This is a genomic window from Amaricoccus sp. (assembly GCF_017993425.1).
Classification (GTDB): domain Bacteria; phylum Pseudomonadota; class Alphaproteobacteria; order Rhodobacterales; family Rhodobacteraceae; genus Amaricoccus.
Genome location: NZ_JAGOMQ010000027.1, coordinates 32,419 through 52,463, shown reverse-complemented (window position 1 = coordinate 52,463; position 20,045 = coordinate 32,419). Strand labels below are relative to the sequence as shown.

General features: G+C 72.6%; 17 protein-coding genes. 14 read left to right on the top strand and 3 right to left on the bottom strand.

Annotated elements, in window-relative coordinates; translation table 11 throughout:
- Positions 1–98 precede the first annotated feature (98 nt).
- The 3 genes from moaC (at position 99) to lexA (ending at position 3,085) form a co-directional block, all read left to right on the top strand.
- A complete protein-coding gene (gene moaC / locus KBB57_RS13640) occupies positions 99–578 on the top strand; it encodes a cyclic pyranopterin monophosphate synthase MoaC (protein ID WP_290751151.1) in 480 nt (159 codons plus the stop codon).
- Between the two features lie 520 nt (positions 579–1,098).
- On the top strand, positions 1,099–2,295 hold the full coding sequence (gene glp / locus KBB57_RS13635; RefSeq protein WP_290751174.1) for a gephyrin-like molybdotransferase Glp: 1,197 nt from the start codon (positions 1,099–1,101) through the stop codon (positions 2,293–2,295).
- Positions 2,296–2,386: 91 nt separating this feature from the next.
- Positions 2,387–3,085, top strand: a complete 699-nt coding sequence (gene lexA, locus KBB57_RS13630; protein WP_290751149.1) for a transcriptional repressor LexA — start codon at positions 2,387–2,389, stop codon at positions 3,083–3,085.
- A 370-nt stretch (positions 3,086–3,455) separates the two neighbouring features.
- On the opposite strand, the gene KBB57_RS13625 is transcribed toward lexA, so the two are convergent.
- Positions 3,456–5,585, bottom strand: a complete 2,130-nt coding sequence (locus KBB57_RS13625; protein WP_290751146.1) for a ComEC/Rec2 family competence protein — start codon at positions 5,583–5,585, stop codon at positions 3,456–3,458.
- Positions 5,586–5,659: 74 nt separating this feature from the next.
- Between KBB57_RS13625 and gltX the strand changes: the two genes are divergently transcribed.
- From gltX to KBB57_RS13605, 4 genes are all read left to right on the top strand, one after another.
- Complete coding sequence (gltX, locus tag KBB57_RS13620; RefSeq protein ID WP_290751144.1) at positions 5,660–7,111, top strand: glutamate--tRNA ligase; 1,452 nt, start codon at positions 5,660–5,662, stop codon at positions 7,109–7,111.
- Between the two features lie 91 nt (positions 7,112–7,202).
- On the top strand, positions 7,203–8,501 hold the full coding sequence (gene gltA / locus KBB57_RS13615; RefSeq protein WP_290751142.1) for a citrate synthase: 1,299 nt from the start codon (positions 7,203–7,205) through the stop codon (positions 8,499–8,501).
- On the top strand, positions 8,479–9,000 hold the full coding sequence (locus KBB57_RS13610) for a YbaK/EbsC family protein (protein ID WP_290751140.1): 522 nt from the start codon (positions 8,479–8,481) through the stop codon (positions 8,998–9,000). Before gltA ends, KBB57_RS13610 begins: the two co-directional genes overlap by 23 nt.
- Positions 9,001–9,028: 28 nt before the next feature.
- Entirely contained in the window at positions 9,029–9,769 is a 741-nt protein-coding gene (locus KBB57_RS13605) for a TlyA family RNA methyltransferase (protein WP_290751137.1), read from the top strand.
- Between the two features lie 34 nt (positions 9,770–9,803).
- On the opposite strand, the gene KBB57_RS13600 is transcribed toward KBB57_RS13605, so the two are convergent.
- Together KBB57_RS13600 and KBB57_RS13595 are read right to left on the bottom strand one after the other, a co-directional pair.
- Positions 9,804–11,831, bottom strand: a complete 2,028-nt coding sequence (locus tag KBB57_RS13600) for a 3-hydroxyacyl-CoA dehydrogenase NAD-binding domain-containing protein (RefSeq protein WP_290751135.1) — start codon at positions 11,829–11,831, stop codon at positions 9,804–9,806.
- A gap of 44 nt (positions 11,832–11,875) precedes the next feature.
- Positions 11,876–13,081 carry an acyl-CoA dehydrogenase gene (locus tag KBB57_RS13595; protein WP_290751171.1) on the bottom strand — a complete coding sequence of 402 codons (1,206 nt, stop codon included), beginning with the start codon at positions 13,079–13,081 and terminating at the stop codon, positions 11,876–11,878.
- A gap of 186 nt (positions 13,082–13,267) precedes the next feature.
- Here KBB57_RS13595 and KBB57_RS13590 point away from each other — a divergent pair, with 186 nt between their 5' ends.
- Genes KBB57_RS13590 through kynA form a run of 7 tightly spaced genes read left to right on the top strand, consistent with a single transcriptional unit; the run spans position 13,268 to position 20,039 of the window.
- Complete coding sequence (locus KBB57_RS13590) at positions 13,268–15,568, top strand: bifunctional salicylyl-CoA 5-hydroxylase/oxidoreductase (RefSeq protein WP_290751133.1); 2,301 nt, start codon at positions 13,268–13,270, stop codon at positions 15,566–15,568.
- A 4-nt stretch (positions 15,569–15,572) separates the two neighbouring features.
- A complete protein-coding gene (locus tag KBB57_RS13585) occupies positions 15,573–16,337 on the top strand; it encodes an SDR family NAD(P)-dependent oxidoreductase (protein ID WP_290751131.1) in 765 nt (254 codons plus the stop codon).
- Positions 16,334–16,807, top strand: coding sequence for a MarR family transcriptional regulator (locus KBB57_RS13580; protein ID WP_290751129.1), 474 nt, complete (start codon positions 16,334–16,336; stop codon positions 16,805–16,807). The genes KBB57_RS13585 and KBB57_RS13580 overlap by 4 nt, the downstream gene beginning before the upstream one ends.
- Positions 16,804–17,601: an enoyl-CoA hydratase family protein gene (locus tag KBB57_RS13575; protein ID WP_290751128.1), complete on the top strand. Its 798-nt coding sequence runs from the start codon at positions 16,804–16,806 to the stop codon at positions 17,599–17,601. The genes KBB57_RS13580 and KBB57_RS13575 overlap by 4 nt, the downstream gene beginning before the upstream one ends.
- Position 17,602: 1 nt before the next feature.
- The gene (locus KBB57_RS13570) at positions 17,603–18,769 is read left to right on the top strand and encodes an acyl-CoA dehydrogenase family protein (RefSeq protein ID WP_290751126.1); all 1,167 of its coding nucleotides are present in this window, start codon (positions 17,603–17,605) and stop codon (positions 18,767–18,769) included.
- Positions 18,766–19,218, top strand: a complete 453-nt coding sequence (locus tag KBB57_RS13565) for a cupin domain-containing protein (protein WP_290751123.1) — start codon at positions 18,766–18,768, stop codon at positions 19,216–19,218. The genes KBB57_RS13570 and KBB57_RS13565 overlap by 4 nt, the downstream gene beginning before the upstream one ends.
- Positions 19,215–20,039 (top strand): tryptophan 2,3-dioxygenase, encoded by an 825-nt coding sequence (gene kynA, locus KBB57_RS13560; RefSeq protein WP_290751121.1) that lies wholly within the window; start codon positions 19,215–19,217, stop codon positions 20,037–20,039. The genes KBB57_RS13565 and kynA overlap by 4 nt, the downstream gene beginning before the upstream one ends.
- Positions 20,040–20,045 lie beyond the last annotated feature (6 nt).

Sequence of the window (20,045 nt, the reverse complement as noted above, 5' to 3'; positions counted from 1 at the left end):
GCGGCCATGACCGGCCTCCCCACCCGCGGACACGGCGACCCCCGCCCGCGCCCGCCCGCGCCTGCCGTCCAGGACCTTGCGATCGCACGGAGGCGCCCGTGACCGGCCTCACCCACTTCGACGACGCCGGCGCCGCGCGCATGGTCGACGTCGGCGCCAAGCCCGCCACCACGCGCGTCGCCGTCGCCCGCGGCGCGGTGCGCATGGCCCCCTCCACCCTCGCCCTCGTCCGCGAGGGCCGCGCCGCCAAGGGCGACGTCCTCGCCGTCGCCCGCCTCGCCGGCATCATGGCGGCCAAGCGCACCGCCGACCTGATCCCGCTCTGCCACCCCCTCGCGCTGACCCGCGTCGAGGTCGACCTCGCCGCCGAGGACGAGGGCGGCGCCCGCGTGCTGATCGAGGCCCGCGTCGGGGTCACCGGCCAGACCGGCGTCGAGATGGAGGCGCTCACCGCCGTCTCCGTCGCGGCGCTCACCGTCTACGACATGCTGAAGGCGGTCGACCGCGGCATGGTCGTCGAGGACGTCCGCGTCGTCCTCAAGGACGGCGGCAAGTCCGGCCGCTTCGAGGCCCCGTGACCGCCCCCGCGCCCCTCCCGACCGCCCGCCTCCGAGCCGCGCTGGCCCACACGCTGAAGCCACGGCTCGGGAGCAAGGGGCCGCGACGCCGAAGCCAGACGGATTTGACCCGTGGCAAATCCGTCCGCGATCGCCCCTCGGGGGGCGAGCGCGTCGCCGCGCTCGCCGGGGCGCTCCCGGACGGATGGCGCACAACGGGGAAATCTGGACCCCCCACGGCTTCCGCGCCGCCGCGCTCCAGCCGTCGGCGCGGCGAAAGCCGTGCTTTCGCTTGTCGCGCCGCAGCCTCGCGGGCAGAGCCCGCTTCGGTGGGTCGGCTATCGGCATCATATCGTCACGTCTCTGGCGGCTGGCGGAGAAGTGTGAATCCGCTTGGCCCCGCGGCCCCGGCCGACCGCGACAGGGGGCCGGCGGACCGCGGCAAGCTCCAGAACGCCCGACCCGCCCCCGGGGACCGCGGCCAGTCCGGCCCCGGCGAGGCCCCGTGACCCCGCCCGTGACGCCCCCCGCGCCCGCCCCCATGCTCAGCGTCGCCGAGGCCCACGCCCGCGTCCTCGCCCTCGTCGCCCCGCTCGGGACCGAGAACGTCCCCCTCGCCGAGGCCGGCGGCCGCGTCCTCGCCGAGCCGGTGGTCGCGACCCGCGACCAGCCGCCCTTCCCCGCCTCGGCGATGGACGGCTACGCCGTGCGCGACGCCGACGCCCGCCCCGGCGCCACGCTCCGCGTCATCGGCGCCGCCCAGGCCGGCGCCCGCTTCGACGGCCGCGTCGGCCCCGGCGAGGCCGCCCGCATCTTCACCGGCGCGCCGATCCCCGAAGGCGCCGACGCGGTGCTGATCCAGGAGGACGCCGAGCGCGACCCCGACCTCGACAGCACGATCCGCGTCCGCCCCGGCCGCGACGAGGCCCGCCACATCCGGCCCGCCGCCGCCGACTTCGCCGCCGGCGCCAGCCTCTCCGCGCCGCGCCGCCTGCGCCCGGCCGACGTGGCGCTCCTCGCCGCGATGAACGCCGCCGCCGTCCCGGTCGCCCGCCGCCCCGTGGTGGCGCTGATCCCGACCGGCGACGAGCTCGTCTCGCCCGGCGTGGCGCCGGGCCCCGACCAGATCGTCGCCTCCAACAACTACGGCCTGAAGGCGATGCTCGAGGCCGCCGGCGCCGAGGCCCGCCTGCTGCCGATCGCCCGCGACACCCCCGAGAGCCTCGCCGCCGTGCTGGCGCTGACCGAGGACGCCGACCTCGTCGTCACCCTCGGCGGCGCCTCGGTCGGCGAGTTCGACATCGTGCGCGACACCGCGGTGGCGCACGGGCTGGCGCTCGACTTCTACAAGGTGGCGATGCGCCCCGGAAAGCCGCTGATGGCCGGCCGGCTCGGGGCCCGCGCCATGCTCGGCCTGCCCGGCAACCCGGTCTCGGCGCTGGTCTGCGGCCAGCTCTTCGTCGTGCCGGCGGTCGAGCGCATGCTCGGCCTCTCCGGCGCGCTCCCCGAGCCGATGCCCGCCCGCCTCGCCGGTCCGGTCGAGGCGAACGGCCCGCGCACCCACTACATGCGCGCCCGCGTCGAGCCCGGGCCCGAGGGCTGGTCCTGCACGCCCTTCCCCCGCCAGGACAGCGCGCTCCTCTCGGTGCTCGCCGCGGCGAACGCCCTTCTCGTCCGCGCCCCCCGCGCCCCCGCCCAGCCCGCCGGAGACAAGGTTGAGTTTGTTTGGGCGCTATAAACCCTAGATTGTGTGTCGCATTTGAATCTTGACACAAATCATGAACGTTCCTAGAACAAGGTCAGGTTCTGCCGGCCAGGGACGGGCTCAGATGCTGACGCGCAAGCAATACGACCTCCTCCATTTCATCCACAACCGCCTGCAGCGCGACGGCGTGCCCCCCTCCTTCGAGGAGATGAAGGAGGCGCTCGACCTCCGCTCGAAATCCGGCATCCACCGCCTGATCACCGCGCTGGAGGAGCGCGGCTTCATCCGCCGCCTCGCCCACCGCGCCCGCGCCATCGAGATCGTCAAGCTCCCCGAGAGCCTCGAGGCCTCCGGCGGCTTCCGCCCTGCCGCCGTCGACGGCGAGCGGCAGGACGCCCGGCCGGCAGGCGCCCCCTCCGCCGACGGCCCCGGCTCGATCGAGCTCCCCGTCATGGGCCGCATCGCCGCCGGCACCCCGATCGAGGCGATCCGCACCGCCTCGCACAACGTCGCCGTCCCCGCCGCCATGCTCGCCGGCCGCTCGCGCCACTACGCGCTGGAGGTCAAGGGCGACTCGATGATCGGCGCCGGCATCAACAACGGCGACATCGTGGTGATCCAGGAGCAGCCGACCGCGCAGAACGGCGACATCGTCGTCGCGCTGGTCGAGGGCGAGGAGGTCACGCTCAAGACCTTCCGCCGCCGCGGCTCCACCATCGCGCTCGAGGCCGCCAACCCCGCCTACGAGACCCGCCTCTACCAGGACCACCAGGTCGAGGTGCAGGGCAAGCTCGTCGGCCTGATCCGCACCTACCACGCCTGACGCCCCTCTCGGCGGGCTTTCCCGGCCGGCAAGGTCGATCCCGCGGCGACGCCCGCGGGGAGGGGTGTCTCCCGGCTCTGGAACGCCTGAGAGCACAAAGGACCCGATCCTTGGCGCAGAGACCCCTGCAAGAACCCGCTTCCCGAGGGTTCCGGCGCGTCAACCTTCCTTTCCATCGAATGAACAGAAATCGGAATATCTAGATATTCCAGTATGTTGATCCTGCTAACACGCGTGTTGGCCACACGCGCCCCGCGTCCTCACCCGCTTCGGCCCGATCCGCGTCAGGCTTCTCGCAGAGGCCTCGCGCAAATACTCCCGCAAGCCCAGAACCTTGTCCAACGTCGCAGTGCGCGACGCTTCCCCGAGATCACCGCGTCGCCGCCGCAGCCGCCCCCGCCGGCGGGGGCACGGGCTCCGTCCGCAGCCGCCCCGGCCGGACCGGCGCCGCGGCCCAGGGCCGCCCGGCGTCCCGCGCCAGCGCCCCCTCGACGACCATCCCCTCCGGCCCGAGCGCCAGCGCCAGCGCCCCCATCCGCCGCAGCGTCTCCGCGCCGATGAAGAAGCACGGCCCCGGCGGCGCCTCCCGCCACTGCGGCGCGATCAGCACCGCCGCCCCGGCGCAATCCTCTGGCCCGCTCGCCGGGTCCTTGAACCCGACGTAGCGCACCAGCCCGAACCCCGGCGCCTCCGCCTCGACCCGCCCGCGCTTGCCGCGGAACGCCGCCCGGGCATTGGCCGCCTCCTGCCCCGCCACGTCGCCGTCGTCCTCGAGCCAGCTCGCCGCCGCATAGGCCTCCCCCGTCGCCGACGACAGCGCCCGCCCCGCCGGCGTCAGGAACCCGAACAGCCGCCCGTCCGGCCCGACCAGCAACGGCGGCCGCTCCGCCTGCGTCCAGAGCACCGCCGCCGCGGCGAGCGGCGCGAGCCCCGCCCAGCGCCCCCGCCCGTTCCACAGCACGAGCACCAGCCCACCCAGCGTCACCAGCCCCAGCGCCAGCCCCGGCGCCGACGGCACCCCGCTCACGGCCCCGCCCAGCCCCGCGACGAAATGCGCCACCGCCAGCACGTAGCCCACCCCCCAGCCCATCGCCATGAACGCCAGCCAGTCGAGGCCGAAGGGCGCAAGCAGCACCGCCACCACCGCCGCCGGCATCACCACCGCCCCCATCATCGGCACGGCGAGCATGTTGGCGACCAGCCCGTACTGGGCGAAGACGTTGAAGTGGAACGCCGAGAACGGCGCCGTCGCCGTCCCCGCCACCAGCGAGGTCATCGCGAGCCCCAGCACCGGCTTCGCCAGCCGCCAGCGCCGGTCGGTCTGGGTGACCATCCACCACGCCTGCCCCCGCAGCCCCTCGAAGACCGCGATCAGCGCGATCGTGGCGGCGAAGGACATCTGGAACCCCGCCTCCATCAGGCTCTCCGGCGCCAGCACGAGCACCACCATCGCCGCCAGCGCCACGGAGCGCAGCGTCAACGCCGGCCGCTCCAGCAGCACCGCCACCAGAAAGCACGCCGTCATCACATAGGACCGCTGCGCCGGCACCTCGAACCCGGAGAGCGCCAGATAGAAGAACCCCGCCGCCAGCGCCCCCAAAGCCGCGATCTTCTTCAACGGCCACCGCAGCGCCAGCCCCGGCACGAGCGCCAGCCCGTTCCGCACGATCACGAACACCGACGCCGCGATCAGCGTCATGTGCAGCCCCGAGATCGACACCAGATGATAGAGCGTCGACACCCGCAGGTCGGCGTCCACCGCCGGGTCGATCCCCGAGCGGTCCCCGGTCAGGATCGCCGACGAGAACGCCCCCTCCTGCCCCGGCATCCGCGCCTGGATATGCGCCGAGAACGCCATGCGCAGCCGGAACGCCAGCAGCGCCAGCGGCGCCGCCTCGCCGCCCTCGACCTCCACGAGCGGGCTCCGCGCATAGCCGACGGCCCCCAGCCGGTCGAACCACGCCACCCGGCGGAAGTCGAACCCCCCGGGCTGGCTCGGCGGCGCCGGCGGCGACAGCCGCGCCTGCCCGAGCACCCGCGCCCCGGGGCGCAATACCTCGGCCGGCGTCCCCGCCTCGATCGAGATGCGCACCTCGGTCGGCGTCCGCTCCGGCTCCAGCCCGTGGATCACCACCCGGTCGAGCAGCACCCGCATCCGGTCCGACGCCGAGCGGCTGAGCCCGATCACCCGCCCCTCGACCGCGACCGTCATCTCGCGCTCCAGCACCGGCGCCGCCACCGCCCGCGTCCTGACCGCCGCCGCCCCGAATCCCAGCGCCGGCAGGAGCGCCAGCACCAGCCAAAGCCGCGCCACCGGCCCCGCCCGCCAGATACCGACGCCACAGAGCACGACCCCCGCGGCCAACGCCCCGAGCGCCCACGCCCCCGGCTCCGCCGCCAGCGAGAAATAGACCGCGATCCCGAGGCCGAAGAACGCCGGCGCCCACAGCGGCAGGCTCGTCCGCTGGGCCTCGATCCGTGCGGCGAGCCAATCGCCCACGCGCCTTGTTCTCCCCGGCCGAAGTCCCTAAGAACCTCGCCTTAACAATCCGCTGGTTAACGGGAGGTTGACCGATGCCCGCCGCAGCGTCGCCCGACGCGCCCCGGACCGCGCCCGTGGTGACGCGCTTCGCGCCCTCGCCGACGGGCTTCCTCCACATCGGCGGGGCCCGCACCGCGCTCTTCTGCTGGCTCTACGCCCGCCATACCGGCGGCAAGTTCCTGCTGCGCATCGAGGACACCGACCGGGCCCGCTCCACGCCCGAGGCCACCGAGGCGATCTACGCCGGCCTGCGCTGGCTCGGCCTCGACTGGGACGGCGACGCGGTCAGCCAGTTCTCCCGCCTCGAGCGCCACGCCGAGGTCGCCCGCGACATGCTCGCCTCCGGCGCCGCCTACCGCTGCTACGCCACGCCGGAGGAGATCGAGACCTTCCGCACCGAGGCCCGCGCCAACGGCCGCCCGCCGCTCTTCGTCTCGCCCTGGCGCGACGCCGACCCCGCGACCTGGCCGGCGGGCGCGCCCTACGTCGTCCGCCTGCGCGCGCCTCGCGAGGGCGAGACGGCGATCGACGACGCCGTGCAGGGCCGCGTCGTCTTCCGCAACGAGACGCTCGATGACCTGATCCTGCTGCGCTCCGACGGCGTGCCCACCTACATGCATGCGGTGGTCGTCGACGACCACGACATGGACGTCACCCACGTGATCCGCGGCAACGACCATCTGACCAACGCCGCCCGCCAGACCCTGATCTACCAGGCGCTCGGCTGGGACGTGCCCCAGTGGGCGCATATTCCGCTGATCCACGGCCCCGACGGCTCGAAGCTCTCCAAGCGCCACGGCGCGCTCGGGGTCGAGGCCTACCGCGACATGGGCTTCCTGCCCGAGGCGATGCGCAATTACCTCGCCCGCCTCGGCTGGAGCCACGGCAACGACGAGTTCTTCACCACCGAGCAGGCCATCGCCTGGTTCGACCTGAGCCATCTCGGCAAGGCGCCGGCGCGATTCGACTTCTCCAAGCTCACCCATCTCTCCGGCCAGCACATCCGCGCCACCGCCGACGAGACGCTGATGGCCGAGCTCAACGCCTTCCTTGCGTCGCAGCAAGAACCGCCCCTCTCCCCCGCCCGCCGCGACATGCTGCTCCGGGCGATGCCCGAGATGAAGGAACGCGCGAAGACGCTCCCGGAACTCCTTGAGATGGGCCGATTCGCGCTGGTTGACCGCCCCGTCGCCCCTGACGCGGCGGCCGTAAAGCTGCTCGACCCCGCGGCCCGGGAAATGCTGGCTCGTTTGACTTCGCGAATGCAGCATGCTAGCTGGACCGCGAGCGGTCTGGAGGCATGCGTGCGGGAGTTCGCGGGGCAAGAGGGACTGGGACTAGGCAAGGTCGCCCAGCCCATCCGCGCCGCGCTCACCGGCCGAACCATCTCGCCGAGCGTCTTCGACCTCATGGAGATCCTCGGCCAGACCGAAACGCTTGCACGACTCGCGGATTGCGCCGAAACGCCTGTTGCGGGGGCCTGAGGCGCCTCGCGCGCCTTTCCCGTCGGCGCGGCCGCGGTTGCGCTCGAAGCCATGTCCCGCTGGCGCGGGGCCCGAAACGAGGGGACGACGCATGACGAACCAGGCCCACAAGTCCGCCAAGCTGACGGTCGGCGACAAGACGCTCGACCTCCCGGTCTACAGCGGCACCATCGGTCCCGACGTCATAGACATCCGCCGGCTCTACAACGACGGCGGCGTGTTCACCTTCGACCCGGGCTACACCTCGACCGGGTCCTGCGAGAGCGCCATCACCTACATCGACGGCGACAAGGGCGAGCTCCTCTACCGCGGCTACCCGATCGAGCAGCTCGCCGAGAAGTCGCACTTCCTCGAGGTCGCCTACCTCCTGCTCTACGGCGAGCTCCCGACCGCCCCGCAGCTCGAGGACTTCGAGAGCCGCGTGACGAACCATACGATGCTCCACGACCAGATGTCGTACTTCTTCCGTGGCTTCCGGCGCGACGCTCATCCGATGGCCGTCGTCTGCGGCATCGTCGGCGCCATGTCGGCCTTCTACCACGATTCCACCGACATCCACGATCCCTGGCAGCGCGAGGTCGCCTCGATCCGGCTGATCGCCAAGATGCCGACGATCGTCGCCTGGGCCTACAAGTATACCGCGGGCCAGCCCTTCGTCTATCCGAGGAACAACCTCGACTACGCATCGAACTTCCTCAACATGTGCTTCGCGGTCCCGACGGCCGACTACGTCGTCGACCCGATCCTGTCGCGCGCGATGGACCGCATCTTCACGCTGCACGCCGACCACGAGCAGAACGCCTCGACCTCGACGGTGCGCCTCGCCTCCTCCTCGGGCGCGAATCCCTTCGCCTGCATCGCGGCGGGCGTCGCCTGTCTCTGGGGCCCGGCCCATGGCGGCGCGAACGAGGCCTGCCTGCAGATGCTGCGCCAGATCGGCACGGTCGACCGCATCCCCGAATACATCGCCAGGGCCAAGGACAAGGACGACCCGTTCCGCCTGATGGGCTTCGGGCACCGGGTCTACAAGAACTTCGACCCGCGCGCCAAGGTGATGAAGCAGTCGGCCGACGAGGTGCTCGGCCTCCTCGGCATCGAGAACAACCCGACGCTCCAGGTCGCCAAGGAGCTGGAGAAGATCGCGCTCGAGGACGAATATTTCATCGAGAAGCAGCTCTATCCGAACGTCGACTTCTATTCCGGCATCATCCTCGACGCCATCGGCTTCCCGACCTCGATGTTCACGCCGATCTTCGCGCTCGCCCGCACGGTCGGCTGGATCTCGCAGTGGAAGGAGATGCTCCAGGACCCGGCGCTGAAGATCGGCCGCCCCCGGCAGCTCTACACCGGCGCCACCCAGCGCGACTATGTCGACGTCGAGAACCGCTGACGCCGGGCCTGCCGCGCCCGACGGGCGTGGCGGCAGCTCGGTCGATCGTGTGCTCGCCGAGGCGGCCCGCCTCGGCCTCGACGTCGCGGTGGTGCGGCTCGACGAGAGCACCCGGACGGCGGCGGAGGCGGCGCGGGCTTGCGGGTGCGGGGTCGACCAGATCGTCAAGTCGATCGTGTTCCGGGTCGCGGGCTCCGACCGGCACGTGCTGTTCCTGACCTGTGGCGGGGCGCAGGTCGATCCTGCCCGCGCCTCGGTTCTCGCCGGCGCAGCGCTGGAGAAGGCGGACGCGGCCGGGATCCGAGCCTTCACCGGGTTCGCCATCGGCGGCGTGTCGCCGATCGGTCACCTGAGCCCGATCGAGGTCTGGATGGACCCGGAGCTGTTCCGCTTTCCGACGATCTGGGCCGCCGCCGGATCACCGAACCACGTGTTCTCCGTGGCCCCCGAGCCGCTGCGCGCCGCCACGCACGCGACCGTGGCGCCCTTCACCGCCTGAGCGCCCGCGCCCGGGAGGGGAGACGGCCTTGGCTCAGGAGACCCGGCCGCGGCTCGATCAGGCGCTTGTCGACGCCGGCCTCGCGGCGTCGCGGAGCCGGGCGCAGGCGCTGGTTGCGGCGGGGGTGGTCACCGTCGACGGCGTGACCGCGGGGCGGCCGGGTGTGCGGGTCGCGGCTTCGGCGCGGCTGGCGGTGACGGGGGACCCGTTGCCGTGGGTGTCGCGGGGGGCGCTGAAGCTCCTGCATGCGCTCGAGGCGTTCGGGCTCTCGCCGGAGGGGGCGGTCGCGCTCGACCTCGGGGCCTCGACCGGGGGATTCACCGAGGTGCTGCTGGCCCGGGGGGCGGCGGAGGTGTGGGCCGTGGATGTCGGGCATGGACAGCTTGCGCCCAAGCTGCGGGCCGATCCGCGGGTGCGGGCGATCGAGGGGCGGAATGTCCGCGACCTGAAGCCCGGCGATGTGCCGGCGCCGGACTGGATCACCGCGGATCTGTCGTTCATCTCGCTCGGCAAGGCGATCGGGCCGGCGATGGGGCTGGCGCGGCCGGGGGCCACGCTGGTCGCGCTGGTCAAGCCGCAGTTCGAGGTCGGCCCCGCCCATGTCGGCAAGGGCGGGATCGTCCGCGACCTCGCCGCCGCGGAGGCGGCGGCGGCGGCGGTCCGGAGGTTCGTCGCCGGCGAGGGGTGGACGATCCTCGGGGAGACGCCGAGCCCGATCCCGGGCGGCGACGGCAACGCGGAGCGCCTGCTCGCCGCCCGCCGCGCCTGAGGCACTTTTTCGCCGGGGCTCAGGCGCCCTGCACCTACGAGGCGAACCCCCGCCCCTCCGCGGCGAACCGGCGCAGCAGCGGCGGGGCCTGCCAGGTCCGCGGATCCCCGGCGGCGAGGCCGTCGATCATGCCGACCACCTCCGGCAAGCCCTTCGCCTCGGCCCAGTGCAACGGCCCGCCGCGCCAGCGCGGGAAGCCGTAGCCGTGGATCAGCACCAGATCGACGTCGGAGGCCCGCGCCGCGATGCCCTCCTCCAGCAATCGCGCCGCCTCCTGCACCATGGCGGCGAGCGCCCGGTCCCGGATCTCCGCCGCGCCGACCGGCCGGCGCGCCACGCCCGCCTGCGCCGCCACGTCGAGGATCAGCGCCTCGACGGCGGGGGCCGGCGCGGGCCGTCCGCCGGCGTAGTCGTACCAGCCCGCCCCGGACTTGCGCCCGAGCCGCCGCGCCTCCTCGACCATGCGGTCGGCGATCGGCACGTAGCGCCAGTCGTCGCGCGCCCGCACGTCCATGCGCCGCCGCCCGGCCCAGGCGATCTCCAGCCCCGACAGGTCCTGGACCGCGTAGGGGCCCATCGCCATGCCGAAACCCTCCATCGCGGCGTCGACCTCCCAGGGGAGCGCGCCTTCGAGCAGCAGGATGTCCATCGCCTGCCGGTAGCGGGTCAGGATGCGGTTGCCGATGAACCCGTCGCAGACCCCGCTCTCGACCGGGGTCTTGCCGAGCGACCGCGCGAAGGCCGTCGCCGTCTCGAACACCTCCGGGCGCACCGCCGCCGGGCGCACCACCTCGACGAGCTTCATCACATGCGCCGGCGCGAAGAAGTGCAGGCCCACCACGCGGCCCGGGTCGCGCACCATCGCCGCGATCCGGTCGACGTCGAGATAGGAGGTGTTGGTCGCGAGAATCGCTTCCGGCCGCGTCGCCGCGTCGAGCGCGGCGAACACCGCCGCCTTGACCTCCAGATCCTCGAACACCGCCTCTATGACCAGATCCGCCCGCCCGAGCGCGGCGTAGTCCGTGGCGCCGGTAAGCCGCGCCAGCGCCGCCGCGTGGCCGGCCGCGTCGAGGACGCCGCGCTTCAGGCTGCCGTCGAGGTTGCCGCGGACGCTCGCCATGCCGCGCGCCAGCGCCTCGTCGTCGCGCTCGACCAGCACCACCTCGCGGCCCGCCAGCAGGCAGGCGGTGGCGATCCCCGCCCCCATCGTGCCGCCGCCCACGACGCCGATCACATCCGTCGGCAGGAGCGGCCCGGTCGGCCGCCGCCCGCCGCCGCGCTCGGCGGCGAAGACATGCCGCAACGCCTTCGATTGCGGCCCGTCGCGAAGCGCGAGGAACCGCCGCCGCTCCGCCGCCAGGGCCGCCGTGAAGTCGAGGGTCAGCGCGTCGCGGACCGCGGCGACCGCCTCGACCGGCGCCGCCTGGCCGCGCGCCTTCGCGAGGGTCACGGCGGCGGCGGCCTCGAAATCCGCATCCGCCTCGCCGAGCGGCGGGCGGGCCGCGAGCGGGGCCGGCAGGTCGCGCGCGAGCGCCCCCTCGGCGAAGGCGACCGCGGCGCCGACGAGATCGCCCTCGGCGACCTCGTCGACGAGCCCGAGCTCCGCGGCCCGCAGCGCGCCGACGGGCTTGCCGCCGGCGATCATCGCCAGCGCCTCGACCGGCGCGATCAGCCGCGGCAGCCGCACCGTGCCGCCGGCGCCGGGGATCAGCCCGAGGCTCACCTCCGGCAGCCCGAGCCGCGCCGCAGCGTCGGCCACCCGCCAGCGGCAGGCGAGCGCCAGCTCCAGCCCGCCGCCGAGCGCGGAGCCGTGGATGGCGGCGACCCAGGGCTTCGTCGCGCCCTCGATCGCCAGGATCACGTCCGGAAGGTGCGGCTCGACCGGCGGCCGGCCGAGCTCGGCGATGTCGGCGCCGGCGACGAAGGTCCGGCCGGCGCAGGCGAGGACGACCGCCCGAACATCCGCGTCGGCCTCGGTCTCGGCGAGCGCGGCGACGAGCCCCGCCCGCACCGCCTGCGACAGCGCGTTGACAGGCGGGTTGTCGACGGTGACGACCGCCACCGCGCCCCGCCGGGCGACGGCGACGGGGGCAGCCGCGGCGCCGGTCACGAGAAGGCCTGGAGGCCCGTCTGCGCCCGGCCGAGGATCAGGGCGTGGACGTCGTGGGTGCCCTCGTAGGTGTTGACCGCCTCGAGGTTCATCACGTGGCGGATCACGCCGTACTCGTCCGAGATGCCGTTGCCGCCGTGCATGTCGCGGGCGACCCGGGCGATGTCGAGCGCCTTGCCGCAGTTGTTGCGCTTCATCAGGCTGATGAGCTCGGCCGGCGCGCGGCCCTCGTCGAAGAGGCGGCCGAGGCGGAGGCAGCCCTGCAGGCCGAGACCGATCTCGGTCATCATGTCGGCGAGCTTCTTCTGGATGAGCTGGGTCTGCGCCAGCGGCCGGCCGAACTGCTTGCGCTCGAGCGTGTAGTCGCGCGCCGCGTGCCAGCACGCCTCCGCCGCGCCCATCGCGCCCCAGGCGATGCCGAAGCGGGCGCGGTTGAGGCAGCCGAACGGCCCGGCGAGGCCCTCGACATGCGGCAGCAGGTTCTCCTCGGGGACGAAGACCTCGTCCATCTGGATCATGCCGGTGATCGAGGCGCGCAGGGAGAACTTGCCCTCGATCTTCGGAGCGGCGAGGCCCTTCATGCCCTTATCGAGCACGAAGCCCTTGATCTTGCCGCCATGCGCGTCCGACTTCGCCCAGACGACGAAGACGTCGGCGATCGGCGCGTTGGTGATCCAGTTCTTCGCCCCCGAGACGGAATAGCCGCCCTCGACCTTCTTCGCACGGGTGATCATGCCGCCCGGGTCGGAGCCGAAGTCGGGCTCGGTCAGCCCGAAGCAGCCGACCCATTCACCGGTCGCGAGCTTCGGCAGGTACTTCGCCCGCTGCGCGTCGGTGCCGTAGGCGAAGATCGGGTGCATCACCAGCGACGACTGCACGCTCATCGCGGAGCGATAGCCCGAATCGACCCGCTCGACCTCGCGCGCGACGAGGCCGTAGGAGACGTAGCCGACGCCCGCGCACCCGAACTCCTCCGGGATCGTCGGCCCGAGCAGCCCGAGCGCGCCCATCTCGGACATGATCTCGCGGTCGAAGACCTCGTGCCGGTTCGCCTCGATCACCCGGCCGGCCAGGCGGTCCTGGCAGTAGTCGCGGGCGGCGTCGCGGATCATCCGCTCCTCCTCCGTCAGCTGCTCGTCGAGCAGGAACGGATCGTCCCAGACGAAGGCGGCCGGCTTGGCGCGGGCGGCGTCGGGGGTCATCGCGTGCATCGGGCTTCCTCCGTCCGAATCTCATCCAGGCCCGGGCGAGCCTGTCGCTCGCCGCCGGACGTGAGAGGGATACCCCTTCGGGGCGATAACTTCAAGCCTGAAATTTTATGCTTGAAATAAATTTGGCGACTCGCTAGGGTGGCGTCATCAGGGCCGGACAGGGCGGGAGGAAAGCAAATGCGGGTCGCATGCATCGGCGGAGGGCCGGCTGGCCTCTACTTCGCCATCTCGATGAAGCTTCGCGATCCGTCGCACGAGGTCGTGGTCTTCGAGCGCAACCGCGCCGACGACACCTTCGGCTGGGGCGTGGTCCTCTCCGACGACGCGCTCGGCAACCTCGCCAGGAACGACCCGGTCTCGGCCGCCTCGATCCGCGAGAACTTCGCCTACTGGGACGACGTCGCCGTCGAGTTCAAGGGCGAGCGCATCGTCTCCGGCGGCCACGGCTTCTGCGGCATCGGCCGGATGAAGCTGCTCCTGCTCCTCCAGGCCCGCGCCCGCGAGCTCGGCGTCGAGCTGCGCTTCCAGGACGACGTGCCGCCCGAGCAGATCGCGGCCCTCGCCGCCGAATACGACATCGTCGTCTCCTCCGACGGCCTCAACTCGCGCACCCGCAGCCTCTACGCCGAGCACTTCAAGCCCGACGTCGACGTCAGGAAGTGCAAGTTCGTCTGGCTGGGCACCAAGCAGAAGTTCCACGACGCCTTCACCTTCATCTTCAAGGAGACGGAGAAGGGCTGGATCTGGGCACATGCCTACCAGTTCGACGCCGACACCGCGACGTTCCTGATCGAATGCTCCGAGGAGACCTGGAACGCCTACGGCTTCGGCGCCATGAGCCAGCAGGAATCCATCGCCGCCTGCGAGGCGATCTTCGCCGACGAGCTCGGCGGCCACAGCCTGATCACCAACGCCAACCACATCCGCGGCTCGGCCTGGATCAGCTTCCCCCGCGTGCTCTGCGAGAAGTGGTCCTACAAGAACGTCGTCCTGATGGGCGACGCGGCGGCCACGGCGCATTTCTCGATCGGGTCGGGCACGCGGCTGGCGCTCGACAGCGCCATCGCGCTCGCGACCTACCTGCACACCGAGCCGACGCTCGAGGCGGCCTTCGCGCAGTACCAGGACGCGCGGCGGCTCGACGTGCTGCGGTTGCAGTCGGCGGCGCGGAACTCGATGGAGTGGTTCGAGGAGATCGAGCGGTATTTCCACCTCGACCCGGTGCAGTTCACCTATTCGCTGCTCACCCGCTCGCAGCGGATCAGCCACGAGAACCTGCGGCTCCGGGACGAGGACTGGCTGAACGGGGCCGAGGGGTGGTTCCAGCAGGCCGCGGGGGTCGGGCCGAACGCGCCGACCCGCCGGCCGATGTTCGCGCCCTACCGGCTGCGCGGCATGGAGCTGAAGAACCGCGTCGTCGTCTCGCCGATGGCCCAGTACAAGGCGGTGGACGGCGTGCCGACCGACTGGCACCTCGTCCATCTCGGCGAGCGGGCCAAGGGCGGGGCCGGGCTCGTCTATACGGAGATGACCTGCGTGACCCCCGAAGGGCGCATCACGCCGGGGTGTCCCGGGACCTACTCGGCCGAGGCCGAGGCGTCGTGGAAGCGGATCGTCGACTTCATCCATGCCGAGACCGACGCCAAGGTCTGCTTGCAGCTCGGCCATGCCGGGCCGAAGGCCTCGACCGAGGTGGGCTGGGTGGAGGACAACCGGCCGCTGGCGGAGGGGAACTGGCCGATCGTCTCGGCCTCGAACGTGCCCTGGTCGCCGCAGAACCAGATCCCGCGCGCGCTCGACCGGGAGGGCATGGACCGCATCCGCGACGCCTTCGTCGAGGGCGCGAGGATGGCCGACCGGGCGGGCTTCGACATGCTCGAGCTGCACATGGCGCACGGCTACCTGCTGTCGGCCTTCATCACGCCGCTGACCAACACCCGGACGGACGAGTACGGCGGCAGCCTCGAGAACCGGATGCGCTGGCCGCTGGAGGTGTTCCGCGCCGTGCGCGCCGCCTGGCCGGAGGAGAAGCCGATCTCGGTGCGCATCTCGGCCAACGACTGGGTCGGCGAAGACGGCGTGACCCCCGGGGACGCGGTCGAGATCGCCCGGATGCTGCAGGAGGCGGGCGTCGACATCTGCGACGTCTCCGCCGGCCAGACCACCACGAAGGCGAAGCCGGTCTATGGCCGCATGTTCCAGACGCCGTTCTCCGACCGGATCAAGAACGAGACCGGCATGGCGACGATCGCGGTCGGCAACATCTACGAGCCCGACCACGTCAACTCGATCCTGATGGCCGGCCGCGCCGACCTCGTCGCGCTGGCGCGTCCGCACCTGACCGACCCCTACTGGACGCTGCGCGCCGCGAGCGCGCTCGGCGACAAGGCCGAGAAGTGGCCCCTGCCCTACCTGCCCGGCCGCAACCAGCTCTGGCGGCTGGCCGAGCGCACCGACACCATGCTCGGCAAGGTCTGACCCGATGAGCCCCGCGGCCAATCTCGGCGGCAAGCACGCCCTCGTAACCGGCGGCGCCAGCGGCGTCGGCGCGGCGATCGCCCGGGCGCTGGCCGGCGCCGGCGCCCGGGTGACGATCGCGGGCCGGAACGCCGCCGCGCTCGCCGACGCGGCGGGCGCCGAGATGCGCTACGTCACCGGCGACGTGACGAAGCCGGACGAGGTCGAGGCGATGTTCGCCGCCGCGAGCGCGGAATGGGGACCTCCCGCCATCGTCGTCGCCAACGCCGGCGGGGCGAGCACCGGGCCCTTCCACCGCATGACCGCCGCCGACTTCGCGGCGATGGTCGAGCTCAACCTCTCCGGCGTCTTCGCCACCTGGCGGGCGGCGATCGGCCCGATGCTCGACGCGAACTGGGGCCGGCTGATCGCGGTCGCCTCCACCGCCGGGCTGCGCGGCTATCCCTACGTCTCGGGCTACTGCGCGGCCAAGCACGGGGTCGTCGGCCTGACCCGCGCCCTCGCCGCCGAGACGGCGAAGACCGGCGTGACCGTCAACGCCGTCTGCCCCGGCTACATGCTGACGCCGATGCTGGAGACGGCCATCGGCAAGATCATGGCCAAGACCGGCCGCAGCCGCGCCGAGGCCGAGGCGCCGATGCTCGCGGCGAACCCGCAGGGCCGCTTCATCGAGCCGGACGAGGTGGCCGCGGCGGTGCTCTGGCTCTGCGGCCCCGGCTCCGGCTCGGTCACCGGGCAGGCGATCTCGATCTCGGGAGGCGAGACATGAGCCGGATGGAGCGCGACGACCCGGCGGCCTCCAAGGCGCGGCTGCGCCTCTGGCTGCGGCTCCTCGCCGTGTCGCGGATGGTGGAGGGCGAGCTGCGCGAGCGGCTGCGCGGGCACGACAGCACGCTGCCCCGCTTCGATGTGATGGCCGCGCTCAGCCGCGCGCCCGAGGGGCTGAAGATGAGCGAGCTCTCCTCGGTGCTGCGCGTCTCGAACGGCAACGTGACGGGCATCGTCGACCGGCTGGAGGCCGAGGGCCTCGCCGTGCGCCTGCCGGTCCACGGCGACCGCCGCGCCATGCTGGCGCGCCTGACACCGGCGGGCGAGGCGAGCTTCGCCGCGCTGGCGGGGCGGCACGAGGCCTGGGTGAACGAGCTTCTCGGCGCGGTGACGCCCGCCGAGGCAGAGCATCTGATCGAGCAGCTGCGGACGGTGCGCAACCGCCGCGCCGAACGGGAGACCAAGACATGACCGCCCCGCAGCATTTCAGGCTGGAGATGGCCGGCCGGGTGGCCCGCGTCAGCCTCGACCGCCCCGACCGCAAGAACCCGCTCACCTTCGAGAGCTATGCCGCGCTGCGCGACTGGTTCCGGGCTCTGGTCTATTCCGACGACGTCGACGTCGTGGTCTTCGGCTCGAACGGCGGCAACTTCTGCTCGGGGGGCGACGTCCACGACATCATCGGCCCGCTGGTCGGCCGCGACATGAAGGGCCTCCTCGCCTTCACGCGGATGACCGGCGACCTCGTCAAGGCGATGCTCGCCTGCGGCAAGCCGGTCATCGCCGCGGTGGACGGGATCTGCGTGGGCGCGGGGGCGATCGTCGCGATGGCCTCGGACCTGCGGATCGGCACGCCGGAGGCGAAGACCGCCTTCCTCTTCACCCGCGTCGGCCTCGCCGGCTGCGACATGGGCGCCTGCGCCATGCTGCCGCGGATCATCGGGCAGGGCCGCGCGGCGGAGCTGCTCTACACCGGCCGGGTGATGACGGCGGACGAGGGCACGTCGTGGGGCTTCTTCAACCGCCTCGTCGCGCCCGAGGCGCTCGACGCCGAGGCGATGGACCTCGCGAGGCGGATCGCCAGGGGGCCGACCTTCGCGCATATGATGACCAAGACCCAGCTCAACCTCGAATGGTCGATGGGGCTCGAGCAGGCGATCGAGGCCGAGGCGCAGGCGCAGGCGATCTGCATGCAGACGCGGGATTTCGCCCGCGCCTACCACGCCTTCGTCGCGAAGGAAAAGCCGCTCTTCGAGGGCAACTGACGTGGCGGACCGCAGCTTCCTCGACTGGCCCTTCCTCGAGCCCCGCCACAAGGCGCTCGCGCTCGACCTTGACGCCTGGGCGACCGCCAACCTCGGCCACGTCGACCACGCCGACACCGACGCCGCCTGCGTGGCGCTCGTCGCCGCCCTCGGCGCCGGCGGCTGGCTGAATTATTCCGCCATCGACCCGGCCGCGCCGGCGCCGCTCGACGTCCGCACCCTGTGCCTGATCCGCGAGACGCTCGCGCGCCACGACGGCCTCGCCGACTTCGCCTTCGCCATGCAGGGGCTGGGCACGGGCGCCATCTCGCTCTTCGGCACGCCCGAGCAGCAGGCCCGCTGGCTCCCCGAGACCCGCTCCGGGCGGGCGCTCTCCGCCTTCGCTCTGACCGAGCCGCAATCCGGCTCCGACGTCGCCGCCACCGCGGCGACGGCTGCCCGCGACGGCGACGGCTACGTGCTGAGTGGGGAGAAGACCTGGATCTCCAACGGCGGCATCGCCGACCTCTACACCGTCTTCGCCCGCACCGGCGAGGCTCCGGGCGCCCGCGGCCTCTCCGCCTTCCTGTTGCCGGCCGACGCGCCCGGCCTCGTCGTCGCCGAGCGGCTGGAGACCATCGCCCCCCACCCCCTCGCGCGCCTGTGCTTCGACGACATCCGCCTCCCCGCCTCGGCGCTGATCGGCAAGCCCGGCGACGGGTTCAAGATCGCCATGTCGGTCCTCGACGTCTTCCGCTCCACCGTCGCCGCCGCCGCCCTCGGCTTCGCCCGGCGGGCGCTGGACGAGACGCTGGCCCGCGCGCAGTCGCGCCAGCTCTTCGGCGCCCCGCTCGCCGAGCTGCAGATGGTGCAGGGCCACATCGCCGACATGGCGCTCGACGTCGACGCCTCGGCGCTCCTCACCTACCGCGCCGCCTGGACCAAGGACGCCGGCGCCCCCCGCGTCACCCGCGAGGCGGCGATGGCGAAGCTCTTCGCCACCGACCGGGCGCAATCCGTCATCGACAAGGCCGTCCAACTCCACGGCGGCGACGGCGTGCGCAAGGGCTCGACCGTGGAGAGCCTCTACCGCGAGATCCGGGCGCTGCGGATCTATGAAGGCGCCTCGGACGTGCAGAAGGTGGTGATCGCGCGGCAGACCCTCGCGAACCAGGGAGCGACAGCATGAGCAAGTATCTCGACGGCGGCATCACCCGGAACGGGGAGGGCCAGGGCGGGACGGAGTGGAACATCCTCGGCCAGCGCTATTTCCCCAAGGCGGCCTGCGCCTCGACCTTCGCCTTCGAGACGAACAGCGAGCCCGGCCAGTTCGTCCCCGTCCACATCCACCCCCACCAGGACGAGTTCATCCTCGTGCAGGAGGGCCAGCTGGAGCTGAAGCTCGACGGCGTCTGGCACACCGCCCGCGCCGGCGACCTGGTGCGGATGCCGCGCGGCGTGCCGCACGGCTACTTCAACAAGTCCGACGCCCCCTGCCGCGCCCTCTTCTGGGTCTCGCCGGCGGGGCGGCTGCGGGAGCTCTTCGAGACGCTCCACGACATGACCGACATCCCGGCGATCGTCGCGGCCTCCAAGGCGCACGACGTCGACTTCCTGCCGCCGGAGGCCAACGAATGAGCGAGCGGACCGAGACCGGGGCCGTGACGGACTTCGCGCAGCGGATGTCCTACGGCGACTATCTCCACATCGACACGATCCTCGGGGCCCAGCGCCCGCTGTCGAAGGCGAACGACGAGCTTCTGTTCATCATCCAGCACCAGACCTCGGAGCTGTGGATGAAGCTCGCCATCCACGAGCTGGCCGCCGCGCGCGACGCGATCGCGGACGGACGGCTGGAGGAGTCGCAGAAGCTCCTCGCCCGCGTCAGCCGCATCTTCGAGCAGCTCAACAACGCCTGGGACGTGCTGCGCACCATGACGCCGTCGGACTACACCGAGTTCCGCGACGACCTCGGCCAGTCCTCGGGCTTCCAGTCGGCGCAGTACCGGATGATCGAGTACGTCCTCGGCAACCGCAACCGCGCCATGCTGCGGCCGCATGCGCACCGGCCCGACACGGTCGCGGCGCTCGAGGCCGAGCTGGCGCGGCCCGACCTCTACGCCGTGGCGCTCACCGCCGCTGCCCGCGCCGGCCTGCCGGTGCCGGCCGAGGCGACCCGCCCCCATGACGGGCCGCGGGTCGCGGACGCCGCGGTCGCCGCGATGTGGGCGCAGGTCTACCGGGACCCCCGGGCGCACTGGCCGATCTACGAGCTGGCGGAGAAGCTCGTCGACCTCGAGGACTACTTCCGCCGCTGGCGCTTCAACCACGTCACCACCGTCGAGCGGGTGATCGGGCTGAAGCGCGGCACCGGCGGCACCGGCGGGGTCAGCTACCTCAGGAAGATGCTCGACGTCGTGCTCTTCCCCGAACTCTGGGACGTACGCACCGCGCTCTGAGCGCGG